Raw genomic sequence first — 22801 nt, 5'->3', positions numbered from 1 at the left:
TACTAAGATAGTCAGGATAATTAGTTATAAGTTGAGCAATCAATGGCAAAATACCAGCTTTACAAATGCAGTAAAAATTAGCGATTGCGTTAAAAATTATAAATTAGCAATATGCCGATAGCGAGCCTCTATTCCTGAATAGATACCATAAGCAATCAAACCCAAACCCACTATACCCAGAAGCCAAAGACCAAAGGGTTGTTGTGTCAGAACCGCCAATGCACCACCCAACCCTCTAGCCTGAGTGCCATCAGATTGAATTGCCGCCAGCATCAAAAAAATGCCGATAATGCCAAAAACAATGCCACGGGCAGCAATGCCAAATCTACCCATACGCACTGCCCAATTTTGCTCAGTTAGACTCATTTGAGAAAGTTTTAAATGGTAACGGAATTTGCCTTTATACGCTTTATAAAGGTAAAAAAGACCAACACTAACTACCATCATCCCTGTCAGTGCTATTAGCCATCGCCCAAGGGGTTGAGCCAAGATATATATTGTCCAATCCTCAGTTGAATCGCTATCGCCAACGAATGAACCCATAATCAGCTTTACAGATGTCACAGCCAAACCTGTATAAGCTAAAGCACTGATACCATAACCAATCCGTTGGGCAATTCGTTTAGCATCAATTGGTTTTTTACTTTTTTCAGGATCAAAAAACGTCTGAACTAAACGCCAAAGTACATACCCAATAATTCCGAGGGTAACAATACTTAATAAAAATTTTCCAAAAGGTTGAACAACAATTGTCTTTAACGCACCAGTTGTATTTGTGGTTTTACCACCAGAACCAATGGCTGCTTGGGTTGCTAATAACCCAACAATAAAGTAAACAACGCCTTTTGCTGCGTATCCTAATCGTGCTAGTCGCTCAAACCAAGGGAGAGAAGTTATTTCTTTAACTGGTTGCCTAATCGGTTCTAGGGGTGAATTAGGTTGTGTCATACGGCATAGTAACTATTTAGAATTCAGAAAGATCAAACTGCTCTCTACGCTATATTTATTAACCTGAAGCGCCGCTTGAGCCAATTATACCAAGCAGTTGCAACAGATAAATAATTGCAAATACACCAAAGAATATACCAGCGATCGCTGTTCCGCCAAAAATAATTTTTGATGGTTGCAGTTCCTTGGGCAACATTCGATGATTTAAATAAAGAGTCAGTCCAGTAACGATAGGGATGTGAGCAGCTTCAATTCCGCCTGCGGTTTGTAGTAAGGCGACAGGTTCACCGAAAAACAGGTAAACGGCGATGGGTAAGGCTACCAGTAGCACTACAATATACACACGCTGCAAAAACTTTTCATTTGTCCAGCGTCCCCGCACGCCAAAGCCTTGCAGTAATATCTGCGTACCATCGGCAAACATTCGTCCAAAACCATCTTCTACTGAAAGTACGGTGCTACAGAAAGTTATAAAAACGATCGCCACCATAAACCAAAAACCAAACGGCCCCCAAAGATCGCCTAGCAGACTACCTAAAGTTTCCGCTACCTGATTTTCTTTCGGTACAAGTCCTTGTGGACGCAGCAACTCACCACCCAGAATCAAGAAAGACAACGCCGCTAACAGCGCACCAACCACTGCTAAAGTGTTGGATATAGTCATCAAATTTAGCCAACCGCGCAGTTTCTTTTTTTGCTCCTGGTTGAGTTGCTTGGGGTCTATGCTCTCTTTTCCTTCAACACTGGCTGCACCGTATCCTCTAGCTTCTACCCAGTAGGAATACCACATTAATCCGGCTGCTCCTGCCAACATGAAACCCAGCCAAGGCAGTATTTCTTGATACTGGACATCTTGTGGAACTTGCGGAACTAACCCAGTTGCTAGTTTGCGAACATTAGGGAAAACGAAAATAGCCGCAGCTACCACTGCTACAGTACGGGCAATCCCTACATAAGAAGAAATCTTTTCCACTACGCTGTATTGCCCCAAAAGTACGATCGCAGCTGTTACAACAATGATAATTACTGTCCACAGTTGCACACTTCCTCCAGCAACCAAAATTAGTGCTGTCGCGGCGGCTCCTGAAAGTCCAGCAACGGTAGAAATTGCTACCACTATCTGCGGTAGCAAAATCAACCAGATTGCCCAGTTTTTGGGGCCGGGAAGTTGTTTGAAACCTTCTAGAATAGTTGCGCCGGTACAAACTGAAAAGCGACCAACTTCACCATTAATGAACCATTTCAAAACTACAGCAGCAAGTAGCGCCCATAATAGGGTGTAACCGTAGAGTGCAGCAATTCTTGGCGTAAATAGCAATTCACCAGAACCCGCAGCCGAAAGCATCCATAAAAAACTCGGGCCTAACCACTTCAAGTTATCCCAACCTTTGGGCGAATCTGGAATGTTTACAGTGTTTTGTGGCTGCTGTGTGTTACTAGTATCTGTTGAGAAATTGCGATCGCTCTTATTATTCATTTTTTACTATTTCACACCAAAACCGTTTATGAATTCATATCAAAGCAGTAATGCTCAATCTGTCTTTGGGTTGATTAAGTCACAATCGTGGGTAGATTTAGTGAGTTACCGCCCATTTATTACAAAGGATTATAATTATCACGCACGGGTGGTATATTACTGCGTAAAGCTTGCCACGTCAGCGCTCCTACCCTACCATCACCAACCAATCTTTGCGATCGCTGAAAGGTAGCTACTGCTGTAGCCGTTCTAGGGCCATAAATACCATCAATAGCTCCGTTATAAAATCCTAAATATTTGAGAACAGCTTGTACATCTCTCACCGGCTGTCCACGAGATCCACGCGTAAGAAAGGGAGCTCTCACAGGAGAGTATTTTGAAAGCCTACCTGTAATTGAGGTTGTTTGCGCCTTAGCAGGTGTAAAACTAAAGGGTAACATCCCCAAAAATAATGTAGAAATTAACCCCAATGGTAAAATTATTGAGTGCATAAATCGAGTATTCATAAATTTATATTTCTCCTAAATTAAACACATTCAATTGTTTTTATAACTGGATAAAGCTCAACTATTTGTAATAATGCATCCGTTGTTTTAAAAGTGTTTCGCTGTGACTTAAGGCATTTTAAAATACCCCCTAACCCTCCTTAAAAAAGGGAAAGCCGGAATCAAAGTCTCCCAAGTTATCAGGAGATTTATAGCAATCCTAAATGAGTGAGTCGTGAAAATCTCCGATTCCTCTCTCTGCGTTCTCTGCGCCTCTGCGGTTAATTTATTTTCACAAATGATTTAGGACTGCTATAGAAGGGTCTAAAACTTTTGATACCAACAAGAGGATTTTTCTAACATCCTCTGATCAAATTTTTGCTCTGTTTGGATTTCTCCTATTTCTCAGGTTTTCTTCATAGGTTCTGAAGTTGGGATCGTTCAGTTCGTAAAAGTAAGGCTCTAGCGTGTAATTATAAAGAGCAGGAGTACCTAACATACCCGGCATTACTGATGGCACTAAAGGTCGGTAAACCCCTCTAACTTGCTCCTCATAATCATTATCGATTGCTAAATCTTCGCTAAATTCAGGTAGATTTTTTACTTGCTCTTTGGTCAGTTTAGGAACAAAAAGATGTTTATTCTCATAGTCAAGACGAGCTAAACCCACCGGTAGCAATACTTTTTTGCCAAAAATCCAAAAGCCTGTATCAATGATGAAATACCGAAAACGGCCATCATTTTCATCAACTAATATGTTGACAACAGAGCCAACTCTGTCATCATCGGCGTAAACATCAAAACTTTTAATGTCATTACCATTAAAAATTTCATCGTTGTAGTTGGGATTGTATTCGTCAAGTTTGTACAAAGCCATGTTTCTTCCTCCTGTAAAAACTGTTTAATTTTATTAGTAACTAACTTAAAGGTTGAATTTTTGCCTCATAAGCAGCATTGTTTAAACCGCCACCTCTATAAGAAGCATTTTGAGAATTAATTTCACTTCTTAAGGCAGTAATCCGATCGCTTGTTGCAGGATGAGTACTCAAAAATGTCGGCAGCGATCGCTGTTGGAGTAACTTTTGCATAAAAGCAATCATGGCAGACTGAGCATAACCAGCACGTCCTAAAGTCCTTAATCCTCTTTGATCGGCTTCAAATTCATCTTGGCGACTATTGGGACGACGCAATGCCAAATCCACACCAATCTGAACTGCTGTACTACGCTCTAATCCGGCTGCTGTAGCAAAACCACGAGCGATCGCTCTTTGTCGCATCTGTTCTATTGAATGCTGACTAGCAATATGACCAATTTCGTGAGCGATAACGCTGGCTAATTGAGCTTCATTATCTGCGGCTTTTAGCAATCCGGTAGTGACATAAACATAGCCTCCCATTGTGGCAAAGGCATTTATACTCTCATCTTGAACTACCTGAAATGTATAAGGAATATCAGGGCGAGCGCTATTTGCTGCCAATTTCTGACCAATTTGATTGACATAGCGATTCACATTTTGATTGCGATAAAGCTTAATTTCACTATTAACTAACTGTTGATTAATCTGCTTGCCTAGTTGGACTTCTTCTCGATCAGAAATAGTGGATAGCTGAAATATTTGGATTCCTTGATTCAAGAGATCAAACAATGAAATTGCCTGTGTCTTTTGGGGTGAACCCACACCAATACCAACCGCTACTAAAACTGATAGAAATAAATACAACCAGCGACGATAAAAACGACGATAAATAAAAGAAAAAGAATTTAACATAAGCTGATTCAAGTTAACTACGATGTTCAAAATTGGTGAACATTCCCAGCCAGCGAACTTGCTCAAACTTCTCTATATTCAAGCATTGTCCCTGATTAACAACTTCATTGCCGTCCACCCAAACTTGTTGCGGTTCAAACCCGTGGAGGTGCAATTTCACACCCACATAAGGAAAAGCATAATCTCCCTGTTGTTTCCAAGTTAATTCTAAGGAGTCTTGATTCTGCGTTAGGTAAAAATGATCCAACCGCGATTCACCATAGCCATCTCCCACGTCACTGTAAACCTGACTTTCACTGTTTAACAACGCGGACGGGTAAATATGGAGAATTAGTTGATTATCTTCCTCCATTGGTAAGATACTCCCCGCCTTTACTAATAGTGGTATTTGTTCAAGAGATGCTTTGAAGTTGACCGATTTTCCTCCTTCTAAGAGTGCATCATCCCAAAAGTTATACCAATGTCCTTTAGGTAATGCGATCGCTCGTGAGGTTGCGCCTTTTTCGGCGATCGCACAAACTAAAAGAGCATCACCCAACAAAAAGGCATCATCTATACTCCAAAGTTGAGGGTTATTTGTATCTGCCCAAAATAAAGGACGTACTAAAGGATGTCCGGTTTGAGAAGCTTCCCAAGCTAAGGTATAGAAATAGGGCATCAACCGATACCGTAGTTGCAAGAATTTCCGTACAATACTTAGGGTTGGTTCGCCAAAACTCCAGGGTGTACGAGGCTTGGTGTTGTTGGCAGAATGGGTGCGGCAAAATGCCATAAAGCAAGATATCTGGAACCAACGCAAGTATAATTCTGCGCTAGGATTTCCTTTGAATCCACCAATATCAGAACCACTGTAGGGAATACCTGATAATCCCAAGTTTAAAACTGTGGGAATAGTTTGGCGTAATCCTTCCCAACTAGTTTCAATATCGCCCGTCCAAGTCCAGGCGTAGCGTTGCAAACCTGCCCAACCAGAGCGCGAAACGATAAAAGGTCGTCGTTCAGGTTGGTACTCAGCTAGTGCTTCATATCCAGCCTCAGCTTGAAGTAATCCATAAAAATTATGAGCTTCGCGGTGATCGCCACCTCTACCTTCTAGAGAATGCCAAGTTGAATGTGGTGGTAGTGAAGGGTCGCCCCAAAGGACAAAAACCCCTGGTTCATTCATATCATGCCAAAATCCAGTGATGCCTAGATCGAGCAGATATTCATACTGTCTGCTCCACCAGTGACGAGCTTGGGGGTTGGTAAAATCAGGAAAAGCGCATAAACCTGCCCAAACCGGAGCGATCGCAGGTTTACCACTAGGAAGTTTGCAAAATACATCCTGTGCACGTCCCTCCTCAAAAAGTTTGTTTTTTCTAGATGCTTGTACACCGGGGTTAATAATGGTAATTAACCGTATTCCCTTCGCCGCTAATTCTTCAGCTAACTCAGAAATGTGGGGAAAGCGATCGGGGTCAATGGTAAACGCACGAAAATTATCTAGAACATCTATATCTAGATGCATTGCACTTACAGGAATGTTATATGTCTCAAACCCCTTTACGGCTTCCCGCAGTGCGGCTTCTTTTTCATACCCCCAACGTGACTGATGATAGCCAAATGCCCAACGGGGTGTTAGGGGTGGGCGACCTGTTAATTCTGTGTATCGCTCCAACAATTGAGGCAATGTACCAGCAGTAAAGTAATAGCGCAACGCCCCGCTTTCAAACTCGGCTGTAGCTAATTCTTGGAAACTAAAGTTAGCAGGAAAAGAGTTTTCATAGAAAATTAAGTAACTACCTTCTTCATGCAGACCTAAATAGAGTGGAATGCAGAGATATAATGGGTCAGTTCCCGGCCCATATATGCCACCTGCATCATAGTTCCACATCCGGTAGGTTCTGGCTTTATTTTTATCGCCTGATGTGCGGAGATTTAACGGAGCCGCCCTTTCTCCCAAACCATAAATATGTTCTTCTGGGCGTAGTTTTGCCTGATGTCGCCAAGTCTCATCTTTTGTTTGAGGTGATAGCTTTGTTGGTCGCTGGGGAGGTAGTTCTTCCCGTAGTGTCTGCCCTAAAGGATTTTTAAATTTCAAACTACCATCAACGCCAACAATAACCTTTAGCTGTGGACTAGAAATTGTCCAGCCCTCTTCCACCTCTTGAAACGTCGTCTCTAACTCTGGCCAATCTTTACGCGAGATGCCGTAAGAAATGGGATATATCCCAGGTTTCCACTCAATTCGGACTAAATCGGCGCTCAAAAAATAAATTTCCAACTCAGTATGTTTGAAGTGGAATTGTCCGCCTCTCTTAGTTGCTTCAGCCCTGTGAATTTCTCCAGTTTCCTCAACAGCTTCTAAACTTTGAGACTTCCGAAACTGACGTTCTAACAAATCTCGTTGCAATGGATAGAACAGCGATCCTAAAAACCGCCTAAATTTAATTGTTCGTAGGTTGAAAAATGCTTCGTTGAGGATATCCATAAAACCTCATAGAAAGTACAGCATTTAAGATGGTTATGACAAGCTAAGAATTTCTAAGAAGGATATACAGTTTCAGCAACTAAAATAGGTCTGTTGCCGTACTCAGCCTCTAACTTTCTTTTTACATTTAGATCCCAGGTGAAATTATATTCTTTCTCAATTTCAGCAATAACAAAAGGACGAACTTCACCAGTTATTGATACTGTCTGATCCTGATTTATTGCTACTTTGGGCGGTGCTTTTAATAAAACTAGCAAATCTTGCCCACCAAACAATTGGTTTTCATCTAGCGTTAATAAAACCGGACTGCGGATATTTTCTACTTTTCCTGTAACTGTAACTTGACGACGATAATATTGTTCGGGACGTTGTGTTATTTGGCCAGGTTGAGGCGCTAGTACAATGTATCGAGCAACAATTGCAGGTTTATTGATGTAATCTTTGTAATATTCATCCTGCATATTGAGATTAAACTCTTGCTCAATTTTGGGAATTACTAAATTACGAACCTGACCAGTAACTTGCACTTTGATATTTTGGTCGGATGGTAGATTAAAAGGCACACCTGAAGCATTGACAACTACAAGAGGTTCACCGCGAAAGAACCGTGCATCGCTAACTGTGAATGAACTAGAACCAATTTTTTGAACTACTCTGCTTTTAATTGTTACAGAGTTACCGATAAATTCGTCCGTGTTTTCAGCAATTTCAGATGTATTAGCAATAGTTGGCTTTGCCTCAAAAAAGCTACAACTTCTCACTACTAAAGCGATCGCTACCAGGAAAACTAATACCCCTGCTTGACCTAACGCCTGTAAGAAATTTCCCCTTTGATAATTGTTATTCATTGCCCTTATGGTTATTTGTCTTGCGGGTATTCATGTAAAGCTTTCCTGATAGCAACTATAGAATACCTTATTGTGGAATTGCTGAGGGATATACCTCATCTGCAACTAATACAGGTTTATTCCTGTATTCTGCTTCTAGCGTCTTTTGTAAAGTTAAATCCCATTGCAGGTCATAGTCTCGTTCCAGTTCAGCTACAACAAACGGACGTAACACACCTGTGACCGCAACTTTCTCACCTTCATTGACAACTCCTTTGGGAGAACCAGCGCGGATAACTAACAAGTCTTGTCCACCAAATAATTTGTCTTCGTCTAAGGTGAAGGAAGTGGCAGTTCTGATGTTTTCCACTTCACCTGTGACTGCCAATGTTTTACCGTAGTATTGGCTGGGGTTTGTAGTAAGTTCACCTGGTTTAGGAGCAAGTGCCAGTGATTGAGCGATAATTGCAGGTTTACCTTCGTAATCTACATATAAGTTGGGATCTAGACCCAAGTTGTAATTTCGATTGACATCTGCAATCACAAACTTACTAACTGGGCCTGTCGCTTGAATTGCTACGCTTGCGTCAGTAGGTAGAACAAAAGGTTTACCAGATGCATTGACAACTAAGATGGACTCAGTGCCAAAGAATTGCTTATCGTTAATTGTAAACGTTGATGGGCCAATTTTAGTGACGGGTGTGCTTCTAACTGTTACAGTTTTACCAATTAATTGGTTTGTATTGTCTGCGACTTCTTCTGTAGTCACATTGGTTTCTGGTACTCCAGCCTGTTGATCTAAGTTGTTCTCACAAGCTCCAAGCAGTACTGTGGAGATTGCTAAAGCAATAGCTCCAGTTCCTTTGTAACTCCATTTAGTTTGAAGAAAGTTAATCATTTCAAAAGCTCCATTTAGGTTAACTAAATATCAAGTTCAGGTCATGAATCATTATTCAAAATTTTTCACCTATTTACATCACTCCTAGTGATGAGTTTTCAACTGAACTTGATATTTCTGAATGAACGCAAAAATTTTGGTTTTTTGCAATCATCTTTTTGATATCAAAATTATTGAGGCGAAGCACATTAGTTCAAAAAGACTTGGCCATCTTTTTGAATTCTCAATACACCTTGATTGTTATCGAAATTGGTTGTTTCATCTAACGAAACTGCAAGTGTCCCTTCAGAAGTAGATGTGGGCATAACTTTAAGCAGTCCACCATCTTGACGTACCAAAGTAATACTAATAGGTGTTGGTAAGTTTCGTAAGACAAACTCTTGCCCACCTGCTAGATATCGAGGTTGGGTCTGACCAATTGCTTGATAAGAGATACCAGCGTTAGTGTTATTTTTCAATTTCACATCAACTGTACCTGCTGTTGGTGTGATGGTTGCGATCGCACTTTGCCGACTTTCTGGAGCAGGTGGTTGTATAACATTAACATTTGTGCGTCTTCCATTCATAGGATAGGTAGGAACCGTAATACTCTGGGAACCAGTAGTTTGCTGTTGTCCTCCTAATCTTAAAGTTGCAGCATTTGGCGGACATCCTGCTGGAACCAAGACTCGATTCCGGTGTGGTTCTTCGTAGAAAATTCTAGGGCAAGGATTAATTTGGGAAATTCGCGGCTGTGCTACTGCTGATTGAGTAATTGTAGAGAACCCGACTAGCAAAGTTCCAAACATTGTTCCTACTAATCCAACTTCTTTTAAAGAAGAACGATTTAGCTTGTACATGACTACCTCCTGACAACTTTATTTTTGCTTATTATTTGAAAATTCAAATAGTGACATCTAGTGAAAGATTAGAGAATACTTTTAGTTAGCCTCTTACTTTTCTTGCAATAATCCAAATTCTTGATTGTGTATTTTAGGTTTAGGGAAAGTTGAGCTGCTCAACCTAAAGAGGAGAATGAAAACAGACAGTCTGTATTTTTAGGTTATATCTCAATGGTGGAAAAGTAGAGCAGAATTGTAATACATTTAGCAAATAATACTTTAGATATAGGTTAGTACCTCTATAGTAATAGCTGGCAAAATCAATACTACACCTGCGCCTATTACTCTTCTAACCAATAGAGTAGACCAAGAGAAGTAATGCCTCCAAAAAAGTGAGCACCAATCATGTTAATGTTTGCTAACAGTACAAAAATGTCTAAAGAACGAACTACATTTTCTGGCTGATAAAGTGCGACACCTTGAGGTTGTGCTACTGCTTTACTCAATATGATTACAACCGTAAATTCAGAAGCAAGAAAAGCTATCAATAACCCTACAAAACTCACTAGCAATCCAATTCGTAAATTTTGAAGTACGTCTTCCTTCTTGGGATGGTTTTGAGAATTTGGCGTTTGTAAAAGTTTAGCTAATTTTCTATAACGGAAAGCCCAATAGACTCGAAAGCACAGCACTAAAACACCAACAATACCCAAAAATATCGCAAACCCTATACCTGAACTGCTTGTCGTCACGTTACGGCTAAAACACGCCAACAATACAGCAATGCCAGAAATACCACCAAGTACTAATTGTACCCAAAAACTAATTCGACTTACTAAACGCAATGTAGCAGCAAATTTCTGTTTACTTGGTGGATGTGAAAGTGATTCTAAATCATTCATCATATATATATACCCTCCTCAGTAGATGATTTGTTTAAGTAAATACAAGAACTTAGACTTTAGTAAATTTATACTATAGAAACTATAGAATGAGACTTACCAATTAATATATATATTTAGTTTAGTTGATTGAAATATTAGTTTTTTTCTGGGAAGAATTTATCTGAATTTAACTAATACTGAGTTAGTTTTAATTTAGGGAGTAAAGGTGGAAAACTAGTGGAGAATATGTATTTTTTGAAGGAATTACAACTTAAGAAATAGACTACTAAAACTATAGATAGATTTTTTTAAAAGTAAATCTACCCTAAATTAGAGATACTACAGTAATCCTATTTCTGGTATCTAAATTTTCACAAATGATTTAGGACTGCTATAGTATTACTTAATTCATGAATAGCTGAATTGGAAATACCAGATTTTGTAATATACTTTAGCTCAAGGCTGCTGCTACTTGAACGGCTAGTTTCTGAGGATTAAATGGTTTACTAATTATGCCTCTAACACCTAGATTATCAAATAGGCTTTTGTCATTATTACGTCCTCTGGCTGTAAGTAAAATTACAGGTATATGTTTAGTTGTTTGATTAGCCTGTAGTTTTTGAAAAGTTGTCAAACCATCCATATCAGGCATCATTACGTCCAAAAGTATGGCATCGGGTTGAGATGATTGAGCTAAGAATAATCCTTGATTACCTGAAGTAGCAGTCAACACTTCCCAGCCCCCCATTATTTCTAGACAAGTCTGAATCAATTGACGGATGTCATCTTCATCATCAATCACTAAGATTTGCTTAGAGTTCATCGTTATTATCTTCCTGTTTTAAATTATTATTACTTAGTGCTTTAATTCTTCCAATTTGATGAGGGGCATCGTTTAAAACTACCATCCTCTTAAGATTAATTTTTAATGGTAAAACTTGAAAGTGGAAAACTAGGGTAGAAGTTTAATAAACAGATGGAATAACCAGAAGTAACAGAAAATGTGGAGATCAACGCGATGGACTTTGCCCCGACTTAGGCGATTTTCCTACGGAGACGCTACGCGATGGTCTCCGACCGACCGGAGATCATCGCAACTACAAGGCTATAGCATTGCATTCTTAACGGTTTTACTAGCTTTACTGCTGACACTGCTTCTATGGCAGCTACACAGGCTAAATTCTATTTACCCACTGTTTTTAGCTGCGGTCATGGTTAGCTCCTGGTATGGTGGCTTAAACCCAGGATTGTTGGCAACTTTTTTGTCTGCTATAGTCTGCGCCTATTTCTTTTTACTCCCTTTCTATTCTTTGTCTGTTATTGGGTTCGGTGTGGTGGGGTTGGTTCAGTTTGTGCTAGTAGCATTGTTGATTACATTACTTAATACCGCACTGCGTGAGGCGCGATCGCAAGCTCAGAATAACGCGCGAGCTGCACAGGATAATTACGAGTGTCTACGTCAAATTCAAGACAGTCTGCGTCAAAGTGAAGAACGTTATCGATTGTTAATAGAAGGAGTAACTAACTACGCAATTTTCATGCTAGATCCCAACGGTAACTTTACCAGTTGGAACATTGGAGCCGAGCGTATTTTAGGCTATCAAGAAGCAGAAATTATTGGTCAACCTTTCGAGCGAATTTTTTCACCAGAAGCAATTGAGCGCGGACAACCACAACAAGCATTAACAAAAGCCGTAACTGAGGGTTTTTCTAAAGAAAATCGTTGGCATCTCCGTAAGGATGGAACATTTTTCTGGGCGCATTGTGTAATCACACCTTTACAAGATGAAAATGGAAATCTGCGCGGCTTCTCTAAAATCATGCAAGATATTACTGAGCGCAAACAAGTTGAGGAAGAAAAAGAGCAATTGCTGCTACGAGAACAAGCTGCACGCGCTGTGAGCGAGGCGGCGCAAAGTGCAGCAGAAGCTGCAAACCGTTCCAAAGATGAATTTTTAGCAATAGTATCCCATGAATTACGTACCCCCATGACTGCAATTATTGGTTGGGCGGGGATGTTGCAAACGGGTGCGTTAGATGAAGCTAAAGTAACTCTTGCATTGGAGATAATTGAACGCAATGCTAATTTGCAAATGCAACTTATTGAAGACTTACTTGATATTTCGCGGATTGTTAGAGGAGAACTTTCACTCTCCATTGATTTGGTAGATTTAGTAGAAGTAATTACAGACGCGATCGAGGTTGTACAATCACTGGCAGATGCTAAGAGTATTCAAATTGAAACTATACTTGATACTTCAATAGAAAAAATTTCGGGTGATTCAGATCGCTTGCAACAAGTTGTGTTAAATTTACTCACCAATGCAATTAAATTTACACCCAAGGAAGGACGAATTAAGGTGCGGTTGTCAAAGGAAGTGGGGAGTGGGGAAGAGTTTTCCCAAGCCTCAATTCCTAACTATGTTCAAATTCAAGTCAGTGATACGGGTAAGGGTATCAGTGCTGACTTTCTACCTCATGTATTTGAGCGCTTTTGCCAAGCAGATAGTAGTCATACTCGGTCAGATAAAGGATTAGGTTTAGGGCTAGCGATCGCTCGTCATGTGGTAGAACTGCATGGTGGCACAATCCAAGCCCAAAGCCAAGCAATAGGGCAAGGTGCAACATTTACAGTCAAGTTACCCATTTTAGAAGAAAGTAGAGGAGAAAGTCTTTCCCCCCCATCTCCCTCATCTCCCTCATCTCCCTCATCCCCCAATCCCCTCATCAACTTGCGAGTGCTGGTTGTAGATGACGAGGCGGATGTGCGGCAGTGGATTACCGCAGTACTCGAAGAGTGTGGAGCAAAAGTTAGTACTTTTTGCTCTACAGAACAAGCACTTAAAGCACTAGAAGAATTACATCCAGATGTGTTAATCAGCGACATTGGAATGCCAGACGAAGATGGCTACGCACTGATGCGTAAAATCAGAGAACTTGAAGCAGAACGAGGCGGGCAGATTCCTGCTGTGGCACTGACGGGATATGCCAGGGTAGAAGATTACAAAGAGGCATTAGCAGCAGGGTTTCAGCTGCATGTTGCGAAACCAGTTAGAGCAGCTGAATTAATTGCAATTGTTACTAGCCTGGGTAAAATGTCTGGTAAACTCTGAGCAATTTTGAAAATATTGCTCAGATCCACAAGTTTTCCACTTTTCCTAGATAACTTCAAAAGTATCATTCAGGCAATAAATGGTGTTATCCATGCAGTTAATGAAGTTGCCTGAAATCAACTTGAATCAGTTAGGAAAGTAACAGCAATTTAGTTGCATATTAGATTGCTTTCGATGGCTGATTTCTTCATGCAAAATTATTTGGAAAATTGAAAAATGAATAGTAGATGGTTACAGCGATTTTCTGCGTTGTTTATTTCCTCCACAATCACAATGCTTGGAAGTGGATTATCTGCTCAAGGACAAATACCGAATCCCGGTAAAATTTCAACAACAGCAGCCGATTTAGTTCCCCAGCCAACAGAACCTGCTTCTGAAACTTCTGCTGAGGTGGCGCAAGTAAATGTTGATCCAGGTCGACCTACCCGTGGTGGCTCCAGCTATATTGGAGTTGCTGGCAACATTGGTTTAGGTGGTGATTCAGCTTTAAGTGAGGGTGGTTTTATGGTGATCAGCAAAATTGGGCTGACACGTACCTTATCTGTGCGTCCATCTGTGGCGATTGAGGACGATCCCGTTATTTTGCTTCCTCTCACCTATGACTTTAACTTTCGGACAGCAGATGCTTTTGAGGATACATTCGCTCTAGCACCATACGTTGGGGCTGGTGTAGCAATTGAAACTAGTGATGATGCAGACGTTGGCTTTCTTTTATCTGGTGGCGTAGATGTTCCTTTGAGTACTAACCTCACGGCAACAGCAGGAGTGAATGCAGCGTTTTTAGATGAAACGGATGTCGGGCTGATGATCGGAGTTGGTTACAACTTTACTGGGTTGTAAAAAAACTTTTAGCGAACAGAATTCAGGAGTCAGGAGCCAGAATTCAGCGATATTTTTTGTGCGACTGGCGGATGAATAACCGGGTTTAAGACCCCCACCAAATCGTAGATTTGGTGGTTTTTAATCCTGCGCCGGTCTGAATCTCCGACTGATAGCGAGTCTTGCCTACAGAACGCTCCGCGAACGAGCGTCTTGATTCTGACTCCTGAATTCTGAATTCTTCTTCAATATGCCGACTTACTTACTAGACATCTCCGAAAAAGAATGTAGAGACGTAGCACTGCTACGTCTCTACATCCAGATTCATACTTCAATTCAGCAACGCCCAAAATTGCACTGAAATTAGCGAATCTCTTGGCGCTTATCAACAATTTCTACCGTTGAATTATCGCTGGTACTGGGAGTATCTACAGTCATTTGTCGATCACCGTACATTTCAGCAGCCTTGTTAGAATTATAAGTGCGATCGGGAGCATCAGAGATATTATATGTTCTCCAATCACGAACCCCACGATTTTTGAGAATCGAACCAGCACGCTCAATTTCGTCTGCGAAGCCTTCTATCATAACCAAGTAGTTGCCTTGGGATACGCGATCGCCGTAACTTCTAGCTTCTTCCTCTGGAATACCTAAACCAGTTAACGCTCCGATAACACCACCTGCTGCTGCACCAATCCCAGCACCAGCTAAAGTAGTTGCAAAAGTTCCTGCTGCTAAAAATGGGCCTGCTCCTGGAACAATTAAACTACCAAGACCAACAAGTAACCCACCAACGCCTCCCAAGACTGTACCTGTCACTGCTCCTGCACCAGCACCTTCTTGAGCCTCATTATCACCAGAATCTCTTACCTGGGTACCAGCAATTTGCTCATTGCGGTCTGTATCTTTCGCTAATACAGAAACTCGATCCATTGAGAAACCCGATTTTTTCAGTTCATTTAAAGCTTCTTCGGCTGCTTGTCGGCTAGGAAATGTACCAATTGCACGTTTGTATTGTTGAGTTGCCATTTTTTCCTCCTGAGACAATCATAAATATATTGACTTGTTTAATGACTGTTACAGTTTCTCTTCTAAAATAGAAATCTTCATCATCCAATAGGTTTAGTTATTATCTGTCAAAAGGAAGTATTAGATAGACATAAAATTAAAAATTCACGATTATTTATATAATAAATATGTTTTCGGAAGTAACTTTTGTACTAATTTATTTAGAGTGATTAGGAATAGCAATGCGTTGCAAATGGCGATCGCGCAAATAATAAAAAACTCCATTCCAAGAGTGAGTGGAGTTTTTGGGCATGAGGAAGAATTAAAATCAGTAGGACAAAGTGTTGGGCATCGGGAATAGGATGATTGGCAGAGGTATTGTAAAACCTTGCCTTTGATAGATGTCATAATCAGTTGAAAAGGGCATAACCTAAGTTATATAAATTTAATTACAGCACTCAGGGTTGCTTCTACAAGCAAACATTTTCATGAGAATTCTGTTGGTTGAAGACGATGATTTGCTTGCTCAAGCTGTAGCAACAGCTCTTACCAAACAAAATTATGTGGTTGATATTGCTGCTGATGGTGAAGCCGGTTGGGAATTGGTTAATGTCTGTAATTATGACCTAATTTTGCTAGATGTGATTCTGCCAAAGCTGGATGGTATCAGTCTTTGTCGGCAATTACGTCAGTCAGGACATCAAATGCTAATTCTTCTCTTAACGGCAAAAGAGACTAAAACTGATAAAGTTATCGGTTTAGATGCCGGAGCAGATGATTATGTAGTCAAACCATTTGATTTTCAAGAGTTATCAGCTCGCATTCGTGCTTTATTACGTCGGGGAAATACTTCTTTACCTCCAGTTTTGGAATGGGGAGAGTTGCGTCTCGATCCTAGTACTTGTGAAGTGACTTATGCAGATATTTCTCTAAATTTAACAGCAAAGGAATTTAGCCTTTTAGACCTTTTTTTACGCAATAACCAGCGCATCTTTAGCCGGAGTGCCATTGTAGATCAACTTTGGAGTGCTGAAAAAGATCCACCTGAAGAAAATACGATTAAATCTCATATCAAAAGTTTACGGCAAAAGCTAAAATCAGCAGGTGCTAACTATGATTTTATAGAAACTGTCTATGGAATGGGTTATCGTTTAAAAGCTCTAGATCGTGAGCAAAGTTGCCCGAAACCTGAGTCAGAAATAGATTTAAATCAACAGCAAATCCTACTAACAGCCATTGCTCAACAACGGGAAAATTTCAAAGCTAAGGTTGGTTCGCGTATTGCAGTATTGAAACTAGGAGCTGATGCTTTAAGAAAAGGTACGCTTGATGCTCAATTGCGGCAAAAAGCAGAGCAAGAAGCTCACAAGCTAGCTGGTTCCTTGGGTAGCTTTGGTTTTCCCAAAGGCTCGTTGTTAGCTAATGAGATAGAAGATTTATTTCAAAATAAAAAATATCTTAGCCAAGCTAAATGTTTTTATTTAGATAAGCTTTTGATGGAGTTGCAACGAGAGGTAGAAAAAAATCCAGTTGAACAAACCCAAAATCTAGTATTAGTAATTAGTAACGATCGCCAAATAGTTGAGGAATTGGTAAAGGAGGCTGAGAATCAGGAACTACAAGTTAAGATTGCTACTAATATCGCCGCCGCCAGAAGTATAATCCCATCTTTAAATCCCGATGTGGTGCTACTCGATCTTGATATTGAGAAAGATAGTTTGAAATTCATAACAGAATTATCCCAGCGATCGCCTACAGTGGGCGAAACGCCAACGCCACAAATACCTGTGTTAGTTTTTACAGAGCGAGATAATTTTAGCGATGCCTGCGGCGGGCTTCGCCTACGCCTAGAGGTTGCACGATCTGGCGGACGTGCTTTTTTGCAAAAATCCATGCCTCCTAGCCAAATTTTGGAGTCAGTGAGTCAAGTTTTACAGCAAACTCGTATTACAGAAGCGAGAGTAATGGTTGTAGACGATGATGCACAGGCGTTAACTGTCATACAACAAACCTTAGAACCATTAGGACTTACTCTAAAAACTCTTGAAGATCCACGAGATTTCTGGGATACTCTGACAGAATTTTCTCCAGACTTGCTAATTTTAGATGTAGAAATGCCTCATATTAATGGCATTGAACTTTGTCAGGTAGTACGTAACGATCCGTACTGGAAATTTTTACCAGTAATGTTTTTGGTTGATAATTTATCAGCAGATGTTGTTGAGCAAATATTTGCGATCGGTGCTGATGATTGTGTGGGTAAACCTATCGTACATTCAAAATTAATCACCCATATTTTGAACCGTCTGGAGCGAAGTCAACTAACTAAGAATGGCTATAGCTTCTAAGCAAGTTTTTGTATTTAATTTCTCTACTCTGGATTATCAACTTAAAAAAATTTTGAGTTGCTAAAAATATAAAACTATGAGCCAGTTAACCTCAAGTGAGATAAATATAGCCCTCTTAACCCTTGGTGGGCTAGTGCTAGGACTAGGGCTGTTGTCTGGCTGGCTCAAAGAGCGGTTGTTTCTTTCAGACCCTCTTATAGCTTTAGTAGTTGGGGTGTTATTGAGTCCATCTGTGTTTGGCTTAATTGACCTTGCTCACTGGGGTAAACCAGAGATGATTTTAGAGCAGGGGGCAAGATTAGCGATCGCTATCCAAGTGATGGGAGTGGCATTGCGGCTACCAAAGGCTTACCCTTTTCAACATTGGCGCATCCTGTCCGTGCTGCTAGGACTGTTGATGCCCCTGATGTGGTTGATTAGTGGACTGCTGGTATATCTGCTGTTAGGTCTACCCTTTTGGGTAGCCATGCTGGTTGGGGCTGTGATTACTCCTACCGATCCGGTCGTTTCTACTTCCGTTGTCACAGGGAAAGTTGCCGAGCAGAACCTTCCCGAACGTATCCGCCATACCATCTCTGCTGAATCTGCCGCAAATGATGGACTGGCTTATCCCTTTGTCCTTCTGCCAATTCTAATATTGACTAAACCGCCACAAGAAGCTCTACTTCATTGGCTCACTAAAACTTTACTGTGGGAAGTAGGAGCAGCTGTGGTGATGGGAGCGCTTATCGGCTACCTAGCAGGTCGGCTCTTGCAGTGGGCTGAAACCAAACAAACCTTAGAGAAGGAATCTTTTCTAGCTTATACTGTCGCTCTTTCTTTAGCTGTATTGGGTCTTGTGAAGCTACTTGGTAGCGATGGAATCCTGGCAGTTTTTGCGGCGGGAATCACGTTTGATATGGTTGTAGGCGGTCGTGACAGAGCTGAAGAAGAGAACGTACAGGAGGCAGTAGACCGCTTTTTTACTTTGTATATTTTCGTCTTATTGGGTTTATATCTACCCTGGCAGCAATGGTTCGAGTTAGGTTGGAAGGGTTTGCTGTTGGTGGTAGCGATTTTGTTGCTACGCCGACTACCAGCAGTGCTGTTACTGCGTCCCCTGCTTGGGCGGTTGCGAGGGATGCAGGATGCCTTGTTTTTAGGGTGGTTCGGCCCTATTGGTGTGGCAGCGCTCTTTTATGCTTTTCTTTCAGTGCGTCAGACGGGTGTGGAAGAACCCTGGATTATAGGTAGTTTAGTTATTTGTGCTTCAATCCTCGTCCACGGTTGCACTGCTGTACCCTTGGCTAAACTCTACGGTAAGCAACATAGATAACTGACTTAAAATTGAAACCCTAATAAATTCCAGTAAGCTAACAAGGGAATAAAAATCAATCCAGCTACAGTAATCAAAGAGTAGTGCGATCGCTTAATAAAAGACCAGCTATTATTTACCCAAGCTAATCCAGTAAACAAACTTAGTACAAGTGCTAGAACGGTGGTTATCAAAGGTAGGCAAAGTAATGCCACAACAATGCCAGGTACACCATACACAAGTTTCCATACACCTATCAGCCACAGCGACAAAGGCAAGCCAATCAAAAACAATAAATTGAGAGTACCGACAATACCAGCTACTACCCAAGCACTGTTATACTTCTGCTCACTTATAAAAGCCTTGCCTCTCAACCTACCTATTAAAGGAAGTATTAACCCAACAATAGAGGCTGACAGAAAAACAATTGCACAAAAGCCAATAACTCCTAACTGTACCCAAATATTTTCATACCACGATATCCGCTCATAGGCTCCAATCTTAGACCACAATGGATTGAAGACAAATGCAATATTCCCCCGGCTGTCTTCCCCAAAAGCAGTAAACGCATCATCTTCAACTCGCTTAAATAACAGTGGTTCCACAGGAATTAATGTGTGCTTTGGAGTATGCCCCAAAAAGAACAAACCAGGGGTACTAATTATCAAAGTACCATTTTCGCCTTTTTTGATATTAATATGTTTAAACGGTGCAGTTACCTTAGCAAAGGTGTCGCGGGGATATTCAAAATCACGGTAAGTACCAGTTAAGCGATTAAGTTGCTCCTCGGTAAGACCAATAGGTTTAACAGGTGTAGATTTATTGGTAACAGGAAAATAGCGGTCTAGAAACTGAGTTAGGAATTTGCCAGCCACCCCACCAAAGCTATTAGTGGCAATAAAAATGCCAATATTTTGCTCAGGCATTAAAGTCAGGGAGCTAGAATAACCCCGCAAACTTCCCAAATGTCCAATCACCCGAATATTGTTTTCCAAACGTTCACGAAAACTGTAGCCAGTACCTGGCAATTTGGGATGATGGGTGAAATGCTGCTTATGCATCAACTGCACAGTATCTTGTTCCAAAATTCGAGAGTTTTCGTAGCGGCCGTATTGTAGATGGGCAATCATAAAATTAGCCATATCTGTAGCTGTCGAACTCATGGACGCAGCTGGAGCGATATTTAAATATAGATATGGAACAGCTTTGAACTTACCATTTTGATACTGATAACCCACAGCCAAATCATCAGCTAAAGGCGGCGGGGGTGGCTGAAGGAAGGTACTCCGTCCCATATTCAACGGCTGCAAAATATTTTTATCAATATATTCAACAAAGGGAATACCGGAAACTTTTTCTACCAAATATCCTAATAAAGCTGTGCTATGGCTGGAATAACTGTAGAGTTTACCGGGTTGCCAAACAACAGGTGGCATATACTCAGCTAAGTAATCTCCTAGTGGCTTTATTTCTGCTGCGGTACGAGCTGCAAGACCGATTCGGCGTTTAGTAGTACCGTCAGTGTGTGTCATCAACTGAGCAACTTTAGCTGGTTCAGGATAAGGATTTTCTAACTGAAAACTGGTGAGATATTTATTAATATCAGCATCTAAATCAAGCTTTCCCTGCTCGTACAACTGCATTGCTGCTGTAGCTGCAAATAACTTGGAAATGGAAGCTACGCGAAACAAAGTTTTATCTATGATAACTGGTATATTTTTTTCTACGTTCGCGTAACCATAGCCCTTAGCAAAAAATAGTTTCCCATCTTTAACCACAGAAATAGCTACGCCAGGAACATGAGACTTTGATATTTCTTCGTTGATGATTTTGTCTACAAAGCCTTCAAATTCTTGGGGATTACTTAATCCTGGCGCAGTAGGAGATGTTATTACAGGCTGCTTTGGTTCAGTTGGTTGCTGCTGTTGAGGTTCTGAAAGCGGGAATTTGGATATATTTACATCTCTAGCCAAGGCAGGCAAAGCGGACATCGAAAAAAAGAGGATGCCTATCAATACCCAACAAATAAACTTAATTGGTTTATACATGATGCAAATTTACCAACTCTATTACTTAGATAAGTCTTAGCTGCTGAGGTTCCTACTGTATTACTTCAATAATCCCTGTTCAGGCTCTTCAATACTTTCAGGGTTTTCTTGAGATTGCCTACTCAAGTTAAAGAATATTGAGCCAACCACAAAGATAGCTAAACTGACAAAAATCAATGCGAAGGCACGTATCAACATATTACTGGGGCGTGGTTTTTGCATTTTTTTATGAGTACAGCCTTCAAGGGTTGCTTATTTCAGATTACTCTCTTAATAAAATGCTAAATTCTGTCGCAAGGTGGATATATCGTTGATATTCAAAAATCAGTCTTTTAGTGGCTTTTTAAATATAGTAATACAGCTATTTTGGAGTAATTAAATTCAGCACAATAACTGTAAATAATAAAAAATGGAGGCTACATTGTGCGATTCGGACAATTGATCGGGTTTCTCGTTCTTGTTACATCTCTTTACATTCTGTGGCAAATTAGGCAAATACTTTTAGTGGTATTTGCAGCGATAGTTTTAGCTACAGTTCTAAATCAACTTGTGAGCTTTTTCCAAAGATTTCGCATTAAGCGAGGAATTGCAGTTGCCATATCAATTATTCTCTTGTTAGTCGTTTTAGTCGGTTTTTTTGCGCTGATTGTGCCGCGTCTTATTGACCAATTGCAACAATTTGGTAATATTATGCCTATGGGACTAGAACGGTTGCGATCGTGGAATAACTGGTTACAAAATGTAATTCCTGACCAACTATTAGAAAATATTCGGGGACTTAGGTATCTGACTCAAGGTTTACAAGATTGGTTAAATCGGTTAATAAATAACTTTTTTAGCTTGGTCAGTAGCTCGCTTTCTATTATTTTAGGTTTGCTGCTTTTTGTAGCTCTTACCATCATGTTATTAGCCAATCCCTCACCCTATCGGCAGGGATTTATAATACTATTCCCTGCTTTTTATCGGCGGCGAGTTGATGACATCCTAAATAAATGTACAGTCTCGTTGACTGGCTGGATAAAAGGCACGCTTCTTACTATGCTAGTCATTGCAACATTCAGCTATGTTGGACTGTTGATTTTAGGAATACCATTGCCATTAGTTAATGCTATTTTGGCAGGATTATTAGAATTTATCCCAAATGTTGGGCCAACCTTGAGCGTGATTCCGCCTGCACTGCTAGCATTAAATGAAGAACCTTGGAAAATCGCCGCAGTTATAGCTTTGTACTTTGGAATTCAGCAGGTTGAAAGTCTAGTTATAGTGCCTTTAGTGATGAAAAGCCAAGCATCTCTTTTGCCAGCAGTTACTTTAGTATCAGTGGTATTTTTTGGCAGCTTTTTCGGGTTTTTAGGTGTATTTCTTGCTGTGCCTTTAGTAATTGTGTTGCAAACTTGGATCAAAGAAGTTTTGGTAGAGGATGTACTCAATAACTGGCAGGAAAATAATACAGCAGGCAGTAGGCATGAGGTAGGAAGTAGGAGATAAGGATAATACTATTGTTCTAGAAAATTTCTCACCTATCAGACTAGCGTTATGATAGGTATTTAATTTATCTAAACAAGATATTTGCCAATTTAAGAGGATTTAAC

The 22801-nt window shown here is 40.5% G+C and carries 20 protein-coding genes; 6 read left to right on the top strand and 14 right to left on the bottom strand.

The window, feature by feature from the left end; all coding sequences use genetic code 11:
• Nucleotides 1-96: 96 nt before the first annotated feature.
• The 11 genes from VB732_RS14795 to VB732_RS14745 all read right to left on the bottom strand — a co-directional run bounded on the left by VB732_RS14795 (nt 97) and on the right by VB732_RS14745 (nt 11402).
• Nucleotides 97-948, bottom strand: a complete 852-nt coding sequence (locus VB732_RS14795) for a DUF1206 domain-containing protein (protein ID WP_323231622.1) — start codon at nt 946-948, stop codon at nt 97-99.
• 58 nt (nt 949-1006) lie between these two features.
• Entirely contained in the window at nt 1007-2425 is a 1419-nt protein-coding gene (locus tag VB732_RS14790; protein WP_323231621.1) for an Nramp family divalent metal transporter, read from the bottom strand.
• Between the two features lie 119 nt (nt 2426-2544).
• Nucleotides 2545-2931: a peptidoglycan-binding domain-containing protein gene (locus VB732_RS14785; RefSeq protein WP_323231620.1), complete on the bottom strand. Its 387-nt coding sequence runs from the start codon at nt 2929-2931 to the stop codon at nt 2545-2547.
• Nucleotides 2932-3280: 349 nt separating this feature from the next.
• Nucleotides 3281-3787 (bottom strand): PRC-barrel domain-containing protein, encoded by a 507-nt coding sequence (locus VB732_RS14780; RefSeq protein ID WP_323231619.1) that lies wholly within the window; start codon nt 3785-3787, stop codon nt 3281-3283.
• Nucleotides 3788-3827: 40 nt separating this feature from the next.
• Nucleotides 3828-4679, bottom strand: a complete 852-nt coding sequence (locus VB732_RS14775) for a M48 family metallopeptidase (RefSeq protein ID WP_323231618.1) — start codon at nt 4677-4679, stop codon at nt 3828-3830.
• Between the two features lie 13 nt (nt 4680-4692).
• Nucleotides 4693-7149 (bottom strand): glycoside hydrolase family 31 protein, encoded by a 2457-nt coding sequence (locus VB732_RS14770; RefSeq protein ID WP_323231617.1) that lies wholly within the window; start codon nt 7147-7149, stop codon nt 4693-4695.
• Nucleotides 7150-7202: 53 nt separating this feature from the next.
• Complete coding sequence (locus tag VB732_RS14765) at nt 7203-7997, bottom strand: hypothetical protein (protein ID WP_323231616.1); 795 nt, start codon at nt 7995-7997, stop codon at nt 7203-7205.
• 67 nt (nt 7998-8064) lie between these two features.
• Nucleotides 8065-8874 (bottom strand): hypothetical protein, encoded by an 810-nt coding sequence (locus VB732_RS14760; RefSeq protein WP_323231615.1) that lies wholly within the window; start codon nt 8872-8874, stop codon nt 8065-8067.
• Nucleotides 8875-9062: 188 nt separating this feature from the next.
• A complete protein-coding gene (locus tag VB732_RS14755; RefSeq protein WP_323231614.1) occupies nt 9063-9713 on the bottom strand; it encodes a hypothetical protein in 651 nt (216 codons plus the stop codon).
• 323 nt (nt 9714-10036) lie between these two features.
• A complete protein-coding gene (locus VB732_RS14750) occupies nt 10037-10600 on the bottom strand; it encodes a DUF3611 family protein (protein ID WP_323231613.1) in 564 nt (187 codons plus the stop codon).
• Nucleotides 10601-11030: 430 nt separating this feature from the next.
• Nucleotides 11031-11402 carry a response regulator gene (locus VB732_RS14745; RefSeq protein WP_323231612.1) on the bottom strand — a complete coding sequence of 124 codons (372 nt, stop codon included), beginning with the start codon at nt 11400-11402 and terminating at the stop codon, nt 11031-11033.
• A 178-nt stretch (nt 11403-11580) separates the two neighbouring features.
• Here VB732_RS14745 and VB732_RS14740 point away from each other — a divergent pair, with 178 nt between their 5' ends.
• On the top strand, nt 11581-13692 hold the full coding sequence (locus VB732_RS14740) for an ATP-binding protein (protein ID WP_323231611.1): 2112 nt from the start codon (nt 11581-11583) through the stop codon (nt 13690-13692).
• 216 nt (nt 13693-13908) lie between these two features.
• On the top strand, nt 13909-14532 hold the full coding sequence (locus VB732_RS14735; protein ID WP_323231610.1) for a hypothetical protein: 624 nt from the start codon (nt 13909-13911) through the stop codon (nt 14530-14532).
• A gap of 342 nt (nt 14533-14874) precedes the next feature.
• On the opposite strand, the gene VB732_RS14730 is transcribed toward VB732_RS14735, so the two are convergent.
• Nucleotides 14875-15540, bottom strand: a complete 666-nt coding sequence (locus tag VB732_RS14730; protein ID WP_323231609.1) for a general stress protein — start codon at nt 15538-15540, stop codon at nt 14875-14877.
• A gap of 205 nt (nt 15541-15745) precedes the next feature.
• Between VB732_RS14730 and VB732_RS14725 the strand changes: the two genes are divergently transcribed.
• The 3 genes from VB732_RS14725 (at nt 15746) to VB732_RS14715 (ending at nt 19182) form a co-directional block, all read left to right on the top strand.
• Complete coding sequence (locus VB732_RS14725) at nt 15746-15880, top strand: hypothetical protein (RefSeq protein ID WP_323231608.1); 135 nt, start codon at nt 15746-15748, stop codon at nt 15878-15880.
• A 127-nt stretch (nt 15881-16007) separates the two neighbouring features.
• A complete protein-coding gene (locus VB732_RS14720; protein WP_323231607.1) occupies nt 16008-17867 on the top strand; it encodes a response regulator in 1860 nt (619 codons plus the stop codon).
• 76 nt (nt 17868-17943) lie between these two features.
• Complete coding sequence (locus VB732_RS14715; RefSeq protein ID WP_323231606.1) at nt 17944-19182, top strand: cation:proton antiporter; 1239 nt, start codon at nt 17944-17946, stop codon at nt 19180-19182.
• Nucleotides 19183-19187: 5 nt separating this feature from the next.
• On the opposite strand, the gene VB732_RS14710 is transcribed toward VB732_RS14715, so the two are convergent.
• Together VB732_RS14710 and VB732_RS14705 are read right to left on the bottom strand one after the other, a co-directional pair.
• Nucleotides 19188-21152: a serine hydrolase gene (locus VB732_RS14710; RefSeq protein ID WP_323231605.1), complete on the bottom strand. Its 1965-nt coding sequence runs from the start codon at nt 21150-21152 to the stop codon at nt 19188-19190.
• A gap of 117 nt (nt 21153-21269) precedes the next feature.
• Nucleotides 21270-21431 carry a hypothetical protein gene (locus VB732_RS14705; RefSeq protein WP_323231604.1) on the bottom strand — a complete coding sequence of 54 codons (162 nt, stop codon included), beginning with the start codon at nt 21429-21431 and terminating at the stop codon, nt 21270-21272.
• A 201-nt stretch (nt 21432-21632) separates the two neighbouring features.
• On the opposite strand from VB732_RS14705, the gene VB732_RS14700 reads away from it, so the two are divergent.
• Nucleotides 21633-22697 carry an AI-2E family transporter gene (locus VB732_RS14700; protein WP_323231603.1) on the top strand — a complete coding sequence of 355 codons (1065 nt, stop codon included), beginning with the start codon at nt 21633-21635 and terminating at the stop codon, nt 22695-22697.
• Nucleotides 22698-22801: the final 104 nt, after the last annotated feature.

Origin of the sequence: Nostoc sp. UHCC 0252, assembly GCF_034931145.1 — a bacterium.
In the GTDB taxonomy this organism is placed as follows: domain Bacteria; phylum Cyanobacteriota; class Cyanobacteriia; order Cyanobacteriales; family Nostocaceae; genus Nostoc.
Note: the sequence above shows the minus strand (reverse complement) of the source record. Positions and strands in the feature narration are given on the sequence as shown.